We start from the raw sequence: 13,465 nt of genomic DNA, 5'->3' as shown, positions 1-13,465 counted from the left end.
TTATAAGTGGGCAGTAGCACTATAAGAAGTAAACCCCCTTTACAACTCGGCTAAACCTTAAGTGCTATAGAGGGATATAAAAGTAAAAATGCAGCTTAATTGATATCTTCAAGCTTATTTTTTAAATCCACTAGATCGGTGGCTACGGTGGTTGGCTGAATTTCCCACGGATCAAAAATAGAATCCTCAGAGCGTTTTATCCATGCTCCGCGCATACCATGTGAAATAGCGCCGGTAATATCAAACGGGTTACTCGAAATAAGCCACGTGTTTGCGCCCGTTGAATTGGTCTCGCGTAAAAAATGGCTGTAAACACCTGGATTTGGCTTAAATGTTTTCATATCGTCGGCACTTACTACACCTTCAAAAAGCTCACTAATACCTGCAGTTTCGAGCAATTTATTAACCGCATCAGCAGCGCCATTTGAAAATGCAAACAACCGGTAGTTTTGTGCTTTAAGTTGCTCAAGCCCTTTTTTAACATCGTCAAAGGCCGGTAAAATTTTATACTGCTCAAGCAATTGCTGCTTCTGATCGTCACTAAGCTGCGTTTTATGCGCTAAACACGCGTAATCGAGGGCATGTTTGGTACATAACGAAAACGGTATATAGTTTTGCATCAACCCACGCCTAAACGAATACTCTAATTGTTTTTCGCGCCATGTATTTGAAAAGTTTTGCGCGTTATCGCCTATCATATCTTCAAGTAAAGACAGCACGCCGTGAGTGTTTATAAGCGTACCGTATACGTCAAATGCGAGTGTGGTTGCCATGTTTGCTCCCTATAAATTTAAGATACTTGTAAGTTAATCGTTTTGAGCTTAACTTACTTTGAACACTTGCTCAAATTAACAAAGCTTATCTGTTTTAAAAGTTAGAGCATTAAAATCATAATAATTGAAAGGATTTTATCTATATGGATGATCATTTTAGTAGCCGCCCATAATTAATTTTGGATAAGAGGACACAAATTAAGGCAGGTTTAACTCAATCTAAGAGTTAAAAACTAATACCTTTTAAATTAAAGTTCGCAATTGTTGTAAATTTAGCGGTGGAATAAAGTCATAATAAAACTATTAGAGTTATTGTAAAAATCAACAAGCATTAATTAGGGATTTAAAGTTTAACAAACGCTTGGAACTCCAAAATTATAACTATAAGATAGTTACGAAAATGCTGACCTTCAATAAGTTCGAGCAACTAGCTTTTGTATAAATACAAATGCCAATATTTAAAACACATGGAGTCTCAAATGGATGCTGTTGAGTATGGTTTAATATGCGACCGTAGTGATGAAAAAGATATAGTTAAAAACGTTAATGCTTATTTAGCTGAAAAGGGCTACAGAAAATTATACAAATGGAAGGATAAAGGTGGGATCAAAAATATTGATGATCCATCGAGCGATCCGCAACTTGAGTACACATATGGGCAATTTATAAAAGAGTCTCTTAGATGGTATTTTGATATACTACCTAATACAGATCTCAGAGGTGTATACAGGTTTGCTGAGCAGAAAGATTGCGCATGGACTCTATTTTTTTCAAAGACAAACCCAGTATCAAATACAGAAGCTGACAATATATATCTCGATAACTTTCTAAAAGACCTTCTCACAGGCTCTGGTTATAAAAGTAGATTACTTCATAAGTACTCAGATGACGACTATCGAAGGTAATTACGACTCATCTAGCTCCCCTATTTTATAGCCAAATAAACCAGAGGCTAGATACAAAGATCCTAAAACAGTTGTAAAAATTAAATGATCACTTGTACATACAACGACATGACTTTTTAAAGCTATGTGGAATCACAAATTAAGTGAAAGTAGATTGTTTATAACCAAATCTAACAACTAATTAGAGTACCCGTAATGAACAAACAAGAGTTAACCGAAACCTTTCGAAAGTTTGGAGCTTCTAACCCTGAACAGTGGGCAGAGAGCGAAATAGAAGAAGGTATCCCTCAGCTGGCTAGGTTTTTATTTTTAAAGGGTGCGTGGAGTAATGTCGTTCCAGACAACGATGAATGGATTCAGCACATCTTAAAAAATTATGATCCAACTGATAATGGCCCATACAGCGGAATGATGCACTCCATCAAAGAAATGATAGACGCAGGTGTTAGCAAAAATGCGATTACAGAGTTCGCTCGATGTATTGGTGCAGAAATGATATTTAGTATGACTTACCTAATGGATGACCCCGAAGTTGTTGAAGATAACGAATATGTAAATTGGGGGTTATTTATAACCGATGATGAAGGCCGGCCGATTAAAGAATTAAGTGGCCTTTATGAGAGTGTTTTAGGCACAGACCCAACAGGAAGAGAAATGTGCCCAAAAAAATAAAATTGACCCAAGTAATGATTTAATAAACGCATAAAATTCTGGCTCTATAGCTTAAATAAAAAGGCTCCCTCAGTTATGTGAAAGCCCTGTTAGGGAAATTATTTAAAAATGATACAAATTAAAGGACTAAATAACATAGTATGAAAATATATTTTTTAATTTACGACAAAGTTGAAGAGCTGGATTTAGTTGGTTCATGGGAACTAATAGGTCTGCTGGCAGAAAAGGGGCTATGTGAAAAACCCAAATTAATATCGCTAAATTCTATGACTCCCTCAGGTGAGCACGGCATGCGTTTTAGTGCCGATTATCATTTTACTGACCCAGTGCAGCCCGATGTATTATTTGTACCTGGCGGTAGTGGTGCACGTATAGCAATGGAAGATATTGACGTTATTAATTACCTTAAAAAAACAGCTGAAAACTGCCACAGTGTTTTATCTATTTGCACTGGTATGTATTTAATGCAAAAAGCGGGGCTATTTAAGCATAAAAAAGTAACCACCCACTGGGCTTTTTTAGAGCACCTTAAAAAAGATAACACTGTAACCGTAGTTGAAGAACGCTTTGTAAAAGATGGCAATATTTGGTCTTGTGCGGGTGTTTCAGCAGGTATGGATATGTGCCTTGCTTTTATTGCTGATTATTTTGGTGAAGATGTTGCCTCCACCATACAGTTAGACGCAGAATACTATCCGTCACCAATTATTTATGGTGACGCGCATAAAGATAGCGCCAGACCTAATTACATTAAAAAGCTGCGTTAAAGCCCACTTTATAACTTTATGTTGGGCTTTGCTGCTCTTAACCCAACATACGCTTTGTAAACCCCCATTACACTTTGATTAAAAACCAAAGGCACTTGCAGCGTGCTGATTAAAATTAATAAAACTTATAGGTATCAAGCGCTAAAATATCCATTTCAATATCACTAAAGAGTTTTTCAACTTGCTTGCCGCCTGCGCCCATAGCAGCAAAGAGTGGTAAAAAATGCTCTTGGGTAGGGTGGTTAAATAACACATGGGGTGCATCGGCTAAGTAATTTAAAAGTGCGGGTGTGTCTTGCGCTAAAAGCTTATATTCAACCCATTGGGTAAACGCTTTTACCCTTTGTACACGGTTAGGTGTAGCAGGGGTTTTAAACACTTCTCGTAGGTTGTGGCTAATGCCGCCAGAGCCAATAATTAATATATTATCATCGCGAAGTGGGGCAAGTAACTGCCCATATTCATACATGGCTTTTGCGCCTAATTGAGTATTTATAGATACTTGTACAATAGGAATATTTGCCTGCGGGTACATTAAGCGCAGTGGTATCCATACTCCATGATCCCAGCCTTGGCGTTCATCAAGTATTGCTGTAATGCCTTTATTTTTAAATAGCGTTGCAATATTACCCGCAAGCTCAGGATGACCTGGAGCTGGGTATTTAATGTTATACATATGCGCAGGAAAATTATAAAAGTCGTGAATGGTTTCAGGCGCTTGCCCTGCGGTTATTACAATATTATGAGCCGCTTCAGTGGGCCATATCAAAGTGCGCCGAAAAAATAACAATAGCGCGTGGCGTGTTGAGTGACTTGCCAAGCGCTTTTAAAAAATCAGACGTTGGCGATTGCTGTACGGCCATAATAGGTGAACCGTGAGAGATAAATAGTGCAGGTTGAGCCATGGTAATACCTAAGGGTTTTATTAATATCCCCTTATTTTATTGGCTTTTATTTTGTTAATAAATAAAGCGCCCATTGAGATATTATAAATACAGTATTGTTAAACTGATTTTTATTTACCCCCTCGTTAGAAAGCCGATGCGTAAACATCGGCTTTTAAATTAACACTAAATAAGCAATCAGGCTTGTTAGTAGTTAATTGCGCCACCATCAACGTTAATACATTGTCCGGTCATAAAATCGCTGTCTTCACTGGCTAAAAAGTAAATAGGGCCAAGTAAGTCTTCAGGCTCCATTGCACGTTTAATTACTCGTGAGCCTAGTGTGCTATTTTTAGCTTTATCAAACTGTGCGTTATTTTTAACGCCTTCGCTTTCGGTTAAGCCAACTAATAGGCAGTTAACTAAAATATTATCGTTAGCAAGCTCAGTGGCCAACGCACGTGTTTGCCCAACAACCGCGCCTTTAGATGCCACATAATGGCAAAACATAGGTGCACCGCGTAAAAATGTACCCGATGCAATGTTAATGATTTTACCACGACCTAATTTACGCATGCTAGGCAACACTGCTTTGGTACACTGAAAAGGCCCACGTGCATTTACGCGCATAACTAAATCCCATTCGTCTTCAGATATTTCCCAAAATGGTTTAAGCTCAAGCGCAGCAAATATAGCAGCATTGTTAACTAATATTTCAACCGGGCCAAATTCAGCTTCGGTTTGTTTTACCATGGCATCTAACGATTCACTATTCGTTACATCTACTTTGCAGCCTATTGCTTGGCCGCCAGCGGCAATAATTTCAGCTACAGCTGCGCTTGGGTCGGCTAAATCAGCAAGCACAACTTTAGCGCCTTGTTGAGCTAAACCTTTTGCATAAGCAGCGCCAATACCTTGTGCTGCACCAGTAACGATGGCTACTTTGTTGTTTAATCTTTTCATGGCTTTATCTCTTAGTCATTAATAAAAATATAAGCGTGCTTATTCACGTACAGCGATACTGCATTATTAATAAACCCGACTTGGCGTTAGAATGGATAAAAAGAAGCGTGATTGCTGCAGTAGCACGTATTAACTCCATTTTGTTGTAAATAAATAGTTATTTACGCAAAAAAATGTGTTTATAACGCTATAAAAACTCACTAACTGTGCAAAAATGCGATGTGTGGACTTTAACTGTTTTTATAAACATAATTAATACGATCTTTATTTAAAAATTATAAACAAGGCATTGCTAATAATGGATAAGCTAACCACCATGAAGACTTTTGTAAGTGTTGTACAAGAGGGGTCTTTTTCTAAAGCTGCCGATAAGCTCGATATATCGCCGCAACTTGTGAGCAAGTATGTGTCTGCGCTAGAAGAGGGGCTTGCTACCCGATTACTGCACCGCACCACGCGCAAAGTAAGCACTACCGAGGCGGGAGATCACTATTTTACCCGCTGCTTACAGGTACTAGACGATATAGACGACATGGAAAATTCGCTCGATAACCTAAACGAAAATGTCTCTGGTGTGCTCAGTATTAGTGCCCCTATGTCGTTTGGGGTAAAGCACTTAGCACCGCTATTGGTTGAGTTTCAAAAGCGTTATCCAAATTTAAAATTAGATCTAAACCTTACCGACCAGTTTGTTGATATTGTTGAGCAAGGTATTGATATAGCGCTGCGCATTGGGGTTTTAAAAAGCTCATCACTTATTGCTAAAAAAATAGCGCCTATTAGATTAGCGGTGTTTGCCTCTCCTTCTTATTTAGCGCAGCACGGCACGCCTACTAGCTTAGAAGAGCTGCAATCGCATAACTATTTACGCTACGCACACACCGAGCCCACAAAAAAGCTACGTGGAGCGAACGAGCTTAAAAACGAGTTAAAGCTTGAAAGTAACCTAGTTGCTAACAATGGCGACCTACTACTCAATGCCGCTATAGCAGGTGGCGGTATTGCCATGCAGCCAACATTTATAGCCGGAGAGGCGCTGGCACAGGGTAAAGTAGTACGTATATTAAAAGACTACGAGCCTGAGCCAATAGGGCTTTATATGGTGTACGCAAACAGGCAGTTTTTACCCAGTAAAGTGCGCGCGTTTGTTGATTTTGCGAGCAATTATTACACCGATACACCTTATTGGGATTTAGGAGAGTGAGATGTCAATCACCAACCAATTAGCGCTATTTGTTGATGTAGTACAGCAAGGCTCATTTGCAAAAGCCGCGGCCCTGCACGATATGGACAACTCATCGCTTTCAAAGCAAATTAAAAAGCTAGAAAGCAGTTTAGGTATTCAATTACTTAATCGCTCTACGCGCTCCTTTTCGCTTACCTCCGCAGGGGAGGAAATACTCCAGCAAGCGCATATTTTAATTGATACGCTCAGTGATATTCATAGCATTGCCGACTCCTACCAAGCAAAACCTAAAGGTATTTTGCGCATTACCTCGGGCATGTTTTTTGGGCAGCAGTATGTGCAGCCTGCCATTAATTTATTTATGCAAAAATACCCTGAGGTAAAAATAACCCTCATGCTTGATGATAAGCGCAACGATATTATTGCCGATCATTACGATTTAGCATTTAGAATTGGCAAATTGAATGACTCCAATCTAATGGCAAAAAAAATATCTGATATGCACTTTGCTTTGGTTGCCTCTAATGACTTTATTGCACGCCATGGTATGCCAAGCACACCCGAAGAACTTATCGCCTTACCTGCAGTGGTTTATGGCAATGGCGATGTAAGCCTAGATCAAATTAAATTAAGCACTCAGCCTCATGGTGATGAATACAAAACCCACAAAATGAAGGGCAATTATAAAGTAAGCGATGTACGCGCCATGCTTGATGCCACAAAAGCGGGTTTAGGGTATGTGATGCTTGATTTATTTAACCTAGAAAAACCCATAGACGAAATGGGGCTAGTGCCGCTATTAACTAATTATAAGCTCAGCGCATCGGGCACCGGTATTTATGCGCTGTATCCTCACCGTAAACAAACGCCACTGGTGAGCGAATTTATAAAAACTGTACAAGAGTATATTGGCAGCCCTGCATTTTGGGTAAAACATATTCCTAATTACAAACAGCTTTATAAATAACAGGCACAAAAAAGCCCCGTAATGGGCTTGGGTATACTCAAAAAAACGTTATACACGAGATAGCTTAAAAACCTTCTAAAACCACTTTGCCTTTAGCTGTTTGGGTTTCAAGGTGCTGATGCGCTTTGCGTAAATTGGCAGCGTTAATTTTACCTAAGTGCTCACCTACCGTGGTTTTAATCTGCCCTAGGTCAATCATAGTGGCTACGTTGTTTAAAATAACGTGTTGCTCTTGCATGTCGTCGGTTTTAAATAACGAGCGAGTAAACATAAGCTCCCAATGTACCGACACGCTTTTATTTTTAAATGGCACAATGTTAAGCGTTTCAGGGTCATCAATTAGTGCAAATTGACCTTGTGGCTTCACTACTTTTTCAATTTCAGCTAAGTGCTGCTCTGTATTGTTTAAGCTTACTACGTAATCCACTTCGCTTAAGTTTTTAGCTGCAAACTCTTCACTTAACGGGTTACGGTGATTAACAATAGTATCGGCACCTAAATCTTCTAACCACGAAATTGTTTCAGCACGAGAAGCACTGGCAATAATATTTAATTTAGTACGCTGCTTTAATAGCTGCACCATAATTGAACCCACACCACCGGCGGCTCCAATAACTAAAATGCTTTTAGAACCATCATTTTTAGCTACGTTTAAACGGTCAAACAATAATTCCCACGCAGTAATGCTGGTAAGCGGCAATGCTGCGGCTTCGCCATACGAAAGCGAACTTGGCATATGGCCAACAATACGCTCGTCAACTAATTGAAATTGCGCATTACTGCCTGAGCGCGTAATGTCGCCCGCGTACCATACTTTATCGCCTGGCTTAAATAACGAAACGTTTTCGCCAACTGATTTAACTACCCCAGTTGCATCCCAACCAATTACTTTATATTCGCCATCTGCTGCTGGCATTGCTTGGCGAATTTTAAAATCAACCGGATTAACCGATACCGCTTTAACTTCTACTAAAATATCGTGGCCGTGTGCTGCTGGCGTTTCAAGTTCAATGTCTTGTAATGATAATTCGTTTTCGATAGGTAAACTTTTTTGATATCCGATTACTTTCATGGGAGTTGCCTCGTTAGCTAGTTAATACTCTGTGTTGATGACGCTATTTTGGCTTTATCAAGACTATTAAAAAAGAGACAAAACACCCAATTATTATGGGAATAAAAATCCATAATAATATAGGTAAATAATTTAAATTCCATTACACATAGCTGTTATCGTTTTAAATTAGTAACACCTCTTTAACTGTAACGGGGGTTTACAGTTAGCTTATATTGAGCTCAGTTAATTTATTCCACACACTTTCGCCACCGGGGTGCAAAGCCGCATGATATCTATACGCATAGTAAGTTATTGGCACGCAGTGGTGCTCACTCCCTACAACTACCAAAGTATTATTTTTAAGCTCGTTTGATATAACGTAGTCGGGCAGCCAGGCAATACCATTGCCCGCTACAGCGTGCACTTTTAAAAGCTCAGTCATGGATGAAACAAACACCTTTTTAAGCTTAGCGCCCGATATAATAGGCTCTAACTGCCGGCCCATGTAGGAGTCGAGGCTGTAGGCTAAATGCGGTATAGGCGCTGCGCTTTCTAGGTTATATAAGGCTTTGCCTTGCTCGTCACAGGCGCTAACAGGTAACAACTTAGCATTACCTATTTTTTGATGACTAAACGGCGGCAGTTTAAGGCGTTCGTTATCAAAGGCAATAAGTAAGTCGCATTCACCTTGCTCTAGCGCTTCGGTGGCTTTATCTACGTCTATAGCCTCTAAATTAAGTACAATGTCGCGCTCATCTTGTGTTTGAAAGTTAGCGAGTTGTAGGGTTAAAAAACTCGCTAAAGAATGTGCGGCTGCAACCTTTACAGAATAATTTTGCTGCACCGATAACTCCTCAAGCATGCTAACCGAGGTATTCATTTGGTTAATTAAATTACGCGCCGTTATATGAAATATTTTACCGCTTGGGGTAAGGGTAATAGGCAAGTTTTCTCGGTCGATTAGGGCTGCGCCAAGGGCATCTTCAAGGGCTTTTATACGCCGACTAAATGCAGGTTGCGTAATATGCCTAAGCTTTGCCGCTTGCGAAAAGCTTTTTGTGTGCGAGAGCGTTAAAAAATCTTCTAACCATTTACTTTCAATATTCATAGCGACCACTTAGTTATGCAATTTGTGCATGGGTGGTAAAATAATAGCATTATTCAAACTAAATAAAACACTATAAATTAAGCCTATAAACTCAATAACTGGAATGCAATCATGCTTAGAACTCTTGGCGTACTAGGTGGAATGGGGCCTTTGGCTACCGCCTCATTTATGAATCAGGTAATTGCGCTATCGCCCGCTAAAAATGATCAAGAGCATATACCTATGTTTATAAGGAATATCCCACAAATTCCTGACAGAACAAAATTTTTAATGGGTCTTGAAGACGAAAACCCATTTTTTGAGCTTAAAAAGGGCTTTAAAGAGCTAACAAGTGTAGGTGTAAGTTGTATTGTTATTCCGTGTAATACCGCGCATTACTGGTACGACGCGCTCACTAAAAATGCCGATGTACACACCATTAGCATTGTGAAAAGCGTTATAAAACGAGTAAAAGCAACCAATAAGCAGAGAGTGGGTATTTTAGCCACTACAGCCACACTAAATATGGGTATTTATCAAAACGCATTTGAGCAGCACAATATTGATTTTATTGAGCCAGGCACACAACAGCAAATGGCTATTATGGATGGTATAACCGCTGTAAAAGCAGGGGATTTAAATACAGGGCGCAATTTATTAAGCAAGGCTTACGAGTCAATGCTTGCCCAAGGTGCAGATTGCGTTCTGTTTGGCTGCACCGAAATACCACTTGTGTTAAATGAACAAGCTAAACACTCGCCAGATACCTGTTTAGACACCATCGCTATTTTAGCGCAAGAGTGCGTTAACTGGGCATATGCAAACGCCCATCAATCAACGCTCTCAAGTGTGGCTTAATTAAATATTAATTATAAATAGGTGTGCTTACACTGGCGCATTTAAGTAGCACACCTAAATAGCAACTTACACTGGCGCGTTTTGTTCAATCAAGTTTTTAGCTTTTAACTCACTCCAAAACGCATCCGGAATAGCGACCTTCATTGATGCTACATTTGCGTTAATTTGCTCAGCCGTTCGTGCCCCAGGAACAATTGAGGCCACAGTAGACGGTGCTTCTGCAAATTGTAGCGCAGCTGTTTTAATGTCGATGCCATGCTTAGTAGCAACTTCACTTATTGCATTATACTTTTGCTGCATAGGCGCTGGTATTTTAGGTGAGTAATTAAAGCGATTACGCCCTGTTAAAAAACCGCCATTAAGCGGCGCACCAATAACCGCTGAGATCCCGCGTTTATCAAGCATTGGGAATGTTTTATTAAGTGCTTCTTTGTGATCTAAAATAGAATATTGCAGCGCTAATAAACAAATATCGGGATCTGACATATCAAGCGCTTTATAAACAGCGTGCGGCGTATTAACCCCAAAACCCCAACCTTTAATTATACCTTCGTCGCGCATTTTAGTGAGCTCAGGTATGGCACCTTTAGCAGCTTGATCAAAGTACTTAAGCCAATCATCGCCCATATCGCTATTTTGAGGCGATAAATCGTGAATATAAACAATATCAAGCGACGCCACGCCAATTCTTTGTAGCGTATCTTCTATTGAACGGCGCGTGCCCGAGGCTGAGTAATCATACTTATAATGAAACGGTGAATGGTCAGCCCAGTGCCAGCTATTTTCTAAAGGCTCAGCAGAGGGAGTAAGCAAGCGTCCCACCTTGGAGGATAAAACAAAGTCTTCGCGTTTTTTATTACGTAATAAGTCCCCAAAGCGCCTTTCACTTAGGCTTAAACCATAAAACGGAGAAGTATCGTAATGCCGTATGCCTGCATCCCACGCAGCGTTTAGCATTGTTAAGATTTCTGTATCGCTAGATATAGTATTAAAGCCGTTACCAGCCGCTAAACCACCTAGCCCCATTCGTGCTTCAGGGCGATAATGTTTAGCGTTCGTAAAATCGTTAGTTGGAAGGGCTGCGCTTTTATCAATTGGGCCCTTAGTTGGCATAAGCTGCCCTTGAGACATTTTTACTTTTAGCTGCTCAGCCAATGCTGATGCACTAAAAATAGAGCCCAAACTTAAAGCGGCTCCTGCTTTTATAAAGCTTCTGCGAGATACCATGTAACCTTTCTCCTTGAGTAACGTTAAATATCTACTCTATACGCTAGTATAAAACTCAAGCAAAAACAACAAAAGCAGCTACAATAAAGTTCAATGTTATCAACAGGATAAGTTAAATTAACAGGCACTGAACAAGCATTTTATTTAACATAACTGAATGATTGTTTAGCTTGTTAGTACAGTAATTGAACATGTACAAAGTGGTGCACTTTAATGGCTTGATAAAAAAGCATTCTTCCACCATGGTGCACCTTTTAATACCAACAAACACAATATCTAAGTGGTTACATTTATTACAATGTATACATAGCTAAACAAACGGTAAAAAATAAACAAGCAAAACTAAAAGCTTAATTTAGCTCTTTAGTAAAGCGCTTACGGTAGCGCTTTGTAAGCTTAGCTGTGCGTATTTGATCGCTTATCAAAGTAAAAATAGCGGAGGCATTTGCTTTAACATGTTTCCCTTGGCCAACTCGGCGAATTTGCCTTTTTACCAGCGCCATAGTGGCAAGCCCAGCAATGGTTTTGTCTTTAAAGGTAACACGCGGCATAAGCAGGTTTTGCGTTGGCTGTGTTTGCCAGCAATTAACTAAATTAGGCTGATAAGCCAGTGCCGTGGCCATACCAACGAGCGCTACGCCTGAGCTAATTACCTTATTTGCCACATATAATCGGCTAATGCCACCGGTGGTCATAATGGGTATGGTTGATTGCTCGCTAATTGCTTTGGCAAACTCTAAAAAGTAAGCCTCACGTGCAAGTGTACGCTCATCGCCTGTTTGTCCTTGCATAGCCGGTGCTTCGTAACTTCCGCCCGAAAGCTCTACAAAATCAACCTTTAATGCGCTTAGCATATTAACAACCGCTTGCGCGTCACTTGGTTCAAAGCCACCGCGCTGAAAATCAGCTGAGTTAAGTTTTATGGATACCGAAAAATTCTCGCTACAATGTGCTTTAACGCTTTTGGTAATTTCAAGTAATAAGCGGGCGCGGTTTTCAAGGCTACCGCCCCATTTATCATCTCGTTTATTAGTAAGAGGAGATAAAAACTGTGCTAATAAATAGCCATGTGCAGCATGTATTTGTACGCCATTAAAGCCTGCTTTTTCAGCCTGTAAGGCTGTTTGTGTAAAACGCGTAACTACATCGTTAATATCACTTTGTGTCATTGCCTTTGGCTGAGCAAATAAATGTGAATGTTTACCCACATCAAGCGCAATGTCTGAGGCACTAAAGGCTTTTCCGCCCATATTTTTAAACACTTGGCGACCAGGGTGATTAATTTGCATAACAATTTTACAATCGTTCTGCTGCGCCAAGCGTGCAAGTTCTGCAAATGCTGTTATATCTGTTTGTTGCTCAAGTGCTAAGCCGCCTGGACCTGTCATAGCAAGGTGATCGACCATAACATTACCGGTAATAATTAACCCGCAGCCGCCTTTTGCCCATTCACTGTATATATTTTTAAGCACTTGCGATGGCGTTAGGTCGGCCTCTGCGAGGTTCTCTTCCATAGCGGCTTTGACTACTCGGTTTTGAAGCGTTAAACCGCTTGGTAGGGTAAAGGGCGTAAATACAGCAGATTGTTCAAACTCAGACATAAATATAAACCATAAATTGACATTACAGGCACTATAACCTTAAAGTCAGCTTTAAGGTCAACCCGCTTTTTTATAGTAGAGGCAATAATGAAAATAGGTGAACTAGCTAAGCACTCGGGTATTGCAGCAAGCACCATACGGTATTACGAAAGTATAGGGCTGCTGCCACACGGTACGCGAAATAACAACGGGTATAGGCAATACGACAAAGCCAGTGTAGAGCAGCTTAAAATGATTAAGTTTGCACAAAGTTTAGGGTTTTCGCTTGAAGAAATCCCCTCCCTGCGTAAGCCTAATGAGGAGCTAGATCACAACGCCATTATTGAGCGCCTCACTCAAAAACAACATGAAGCTAATGCACTAATTGAGCAGCTACAGCGTAAGTCTGAGCGTATTGGTAATTTAATTACACTACTTAATGCAAGTTGGTCTAATGGAGAGTGTATTGGCGATGAAAAAATAAATGAGTTATTGAATGAGGTGGAGTATTGAAGGCGTAAGCGAGTACATGTGAGCTTTAG

At 40.1% G+C, this 13,465-nt stretch carries 15 protein-coding genes; 7 read left to right on the top strand and 8 right to left on the bottom strand.

The window, feature by feature from the left end; all coding sequences use genetic code 11:
• Positions 1 to 95: 95 nt before the first annotated feature.
• On the bottom strand, positions 96 to 773 hold the full coding sequence (locus MSC25_RS12660) for a haloacid dehalogenase type II (RefSeq protein ID WP_248443623.1): 678 nt from the start codon (positions 771 to 773) through the stop codon (positions 96 to 98).
• A 479-nt stretch (positions 774 to 1,252) separates the two neighbouring features.
• Between MSC25_RS12660 and MSC25_RS12655 the strand changes: the two genes are divergently transcribed.
• The 3 genes from MSC25_RS12655 to MSC25_RS12645 all read left to right on the top strand — a co-directional run bounded on the left by MSC25_RS12655 (position 1,253) and on the right by MSC25_RS12645 (position 3,117).
• Entirely contained in the window at positions 1,253 to 1,678 is a 426-nt protein-coding gene (locus MSC25_RS12655) for a hypothetical protein (protein WP_248443622.1), read from the top strand.
• A gap of 195 nt (positions 1,679 to 1,873) precedes the next feature.
• Positions 1,874 to 2,350, top strand: coding sequence for a hypothetical protein (locus MSC25_RS12650; RefSeq protein WP_138685417.1), 477 nt, complete (start codon positions 1,874 to 1,876; stop codon positions 2,348 to 2,350).
• A 140-nt stretch (positions 2,351 to 2,490) separates the two neighbouring features.
• Positions 2,491 to 3,117, top strand: coding sequence for a DJ-1/PfpI family protein (locus MSC25_RS12645; RefSeq protein ID WP_248443621.1), 627 nt, complete (start codon positions 2,491 to 2,493; stop codon positions 3,115 to 3,117).
• A 115-nt stretch (positions 3,118 to 3,232) separates the two neighbouring features.
• Here the strand turns inward: MSC25_RS12645 and MSC25_RS12640 are convergent, their stop codons facing one another.
• From MSC25_RS12640 to MSC25_RS12630, 3 genes are all read right to left on the bottom strand, one after another.
• A complete protein-coding gene (locus MSC25_RS12640; RefSeq protein ID WP_248443619.1) occupies positions 3,233 to 3,886 on the bottom strand; it encodes a class III extradiol ring-cleavage dioxygenase in 654 nt (217 codons plus the stop codon).
• Positions 3,870 to 4,022, bottom strand: coding sequence for a hypothetical protein (locus MSC25_RS12635; RefSeq protein WP_248443617.1), 153 nt, complete (start codon positions 4,020 to 4,022; stop codon positions 3,870 to 3,872). Before MSC25_RS12635 ends, MSC25_RS12640 begins: the two co-directional genes overlap by 17 nt.
• 186 nt (positions 4,023 to 4,208) lie before the next feature.
• Positions 4,209 to 4,964, bottom strand: coding sequence for a glucose 1-dehydrogenase (locus MSC25_RS12630; RefSeq protein ID WP_004586289.1), 756 nt, complete (start codon positions 4,962 to 4,964; stop codon positions 4,209 to 4,211).
• Positions 4,965 to 5,262: 298 nt separating this feature from the next.
• Here MSC25_RS12630 and MSC25_RS12625 point away from each other — a divergent pair, with 298 nt between their 5' ends.
• Both MSC25_RS12625 and MSC25_RS12620 read left to right on the top strand, forming a co-directional pair.
• The gene (locus MSC25_RS12625) at positions 5,263 to 6,168 is read left to right on the top strand and encodes a LysR family transcriptional regulator (RefSeq protein WP_004586290.1); all 906 of its coding nucleotides are present in this window, start codon (positions 5,263 to 5,265) and stop codon (positions 6,166 to 6,168) included.
• Position 6,169: 1 nt separating this feature from the next.
• Entirely contained in the window at positions 6,170 to 7,117 is a 948-nt protein-coding gene (locus tag MSC25_RS12620; RefSeq protein WP_248443616.1) for a LysR family transcriptional regulator, read from the top strand.
• A gap of 64 nt (positions 7,118 to 7,181) precedes the next feature.
• On the opposite strand, the gene MSC25_RS12615 is transcribed toward MSC25_RS12620, so the two are convergent.
• Together MSC25_RS12615 and MSC25_RS12610 are read right to left on the bottom strand one after the other, a co-directional pair.
• Positions 7,182 to 8,189 carry a zinc-binding alcohol dehydrogenase family protein gene (locus tag MSC25_RS12615; RefSeq protein ID WP_248443614.1) on the bottom strand — a complete coding sequence of 336 codons (1,008 nt, stop codon included), beginning with the start codon at positions 8,187 to 8,189 and terminating at the stop codon, positions 7,182 to 7,184.
• A 205-nt stretch (positions 8,190 to 8,394) separates the two neighbouring features.
• Complete coding sequence (locus MSC25_RS12610) at positions 8,395 to 9,279, bottom strand: LysR family transcriptional regulator (RefSeq protein ID WP_248443613.1); 885 nt, start codon at positions 9,277 to 9,279, stop codon at positions 8,395 to 8,397.
• Positions 9,280 to 9,390: 111 nt separating this feature from the next.
• On the opposite strand from MSC25_RS12610, the gene MSC25_RS12605 reads away from it, so the two are divergent.
• A complete protein-coding gene (locus MSC25_RS12605) occupies positions 9,391 to 10,116 on the top strand; it encodes an amino acid racemase (RefSeq protein ID WP_248443612.1) in 726 nt (241 codons plus the stop codon).
• A 66-nt stretch (positions 10,117 to 10,182) separates the two neighbouring features.
• Here the strand turns inward: MSC25_RS12605 and MSC25_RS12600 are convergent, their stop codons facing one another.
• Together MSC25_RS12600 and MSC25_RS12595 are read right to left on the bottom strand one after the other, a co-directional pair.
• Positions 10,183 to 11,343: an aldo/keto reductase gene (locus MSC25_RS12600; protein ID WP_248443610.1), complete on the bottom strand. Its 1,161-nt coding sequence runs from the start codon at positions 11,341 to 11,343 to the stop codon at positions 10,183 to 10,185.
• Positions 11,344 to 11,693: 350 nt separating this feature from the next.
• Positions 11,694 to 12,944, bottom strand: a complete 1,251-nt coding sequence (locus tag MSC25_RS12595) for an NADH:flavin oxidoreductase/NADH oxidase family protein (RefSeq protein WP_248443609.1) — start codon at positions 12,942 to 12,944, stop codon at positions 11,694 to 11,696.
• An 87-nt stretch (positions 12,945 to 13,031) separates the two neighbouring features.
• Between MSC25_RS12595 and MSC25_RS12590 the strand changes: the two genes are divergently transcribed.
• Positions 13,032 to 13,436 (top strand): MerR family transcriptional regulator, encoded by a 405-nt coding sequence (locus MSC25_RS12590; RefSeq protein ID WP_138685408.1) that lies wholly within the window; start codon positions 13,032 to 13,034, stop codon positions 13,434 to 13,436.
• The last annotated feature ends 29 nt before the right edge of the window (positions 13,437 to 13,465 follow it).

The organism is Pseudoalteromonas sp. 1CM17D, assembly GCF_023161805.1.
GTDB lineage: Bacteria > Pseudomonadota > Gammaproteobacteria > Enterobacterales > Alteromonadaceae > Pseudoalteromonas > Pseudoalteromonas atlantica.
The sequence above is the reverse complement of the archived record's forward strand: the minus strand, read 5'-3'. Positions and strand labels throughout refer to the sequence as shown.

Bases quoted from the DNA above. Each gene is read 5' to 3' on its own strand.
- MSC25_RS12660 (WP_248443623.1), bottom strand. From the start codon at position 773: ATGGCAACCACACTCGCATTTGACGTATACGGTACGCTTATAAACACT.
- MSC25_RS12655 (WP_248443622.1), top strand. From the start codon at position 1,253: ATGGATGCTGTTGAGTATGGTTTAATATGCGACCGTAGTGATGAAAAA.
- MSC25_RS12650 (WP_138685417.1), top strand. From the start codon at position 1,874: ATGAACAAACAAGAGTTAACCGAAACCTTTCGAAAGTTTGGAGCTTCT.
- MSC25_RS12645 (WP_248443621.1), top strand. From the start codon at position 2,491: ATGAAAATATATTTTTTAATTTACGACAAAGTTGAAGAGCTGGATTTA.
- MSC25_RS12635 (WP_248443617.1), bottom strand. From the start codon at position 4,022: ATGGCTCAACCTGCACTATTTATCTCTCACGGTTCACCTATTATGGCC.
- MSC25_RS12630 (WP_004586289.1), bottom strand. From the start codon at position 4,964: ATGAAAAGATTAAACAACAAAGTAGCCATCGTTACTGGTGCAGCACAA.
- MSC25_RS12625 (WP_004586290.1), top strand. From the start codon at position 5,263: ATGGATAAGCTAACCACCATGAAGACTTTTGTAAGTGTTGTACAAGAG.
- MSC25_RS12620 (WP_248443616.1), top strand. From the start codon at position 6,170: ATGTCAATCACCAACCAATTAGCGCTATTTGTTGATGTAGTACAGCAA.
- MSC25_RS12615 (WP_248443614.1), bottom strand. From the start codon at position 8,189: ATGAAAGTAATCGGATATCAAAAAAGTTTACCTATCGAAAACGAATTA.
- MSC25_RS12610 (WP_248443613.1), bottom strand. From the start codon at position 9,279: ATGAATATTGAAAGTAAATGGTTAGAAGATTTTTTAACGCTCTCGCAC.
- MSC25_RS12605 (WP_248443612.1), top strand. From the start codon at position 9,391: ATGCTTAGAACTCTTGGCGTACTAGGTGGAATGGGGCCTTTGGCTACC.
- MSC25_RS12600 (WP_248443610.1), bottom strand. From the start codon at position 11,343: ATGGTATCTCGCAGAAGCTTTATAAAAGCAGGAGCCGCTTTAAGTTTG.
- MSC25_RS12595 (WP_248443609.1), bottom strand. From the start codon at position 12,944: ATGTCTGAGTTTGAACAATCTGCTGTATTTACGCCCTTTACCCTACCA.
- MSC25_RS12590 (WP_138685408.1), top strand. From the start codon at position 13,032: ATGAAAATAGGTGAACTAGCTAAGCACTCGGGTATTGCAGCAAGCACC.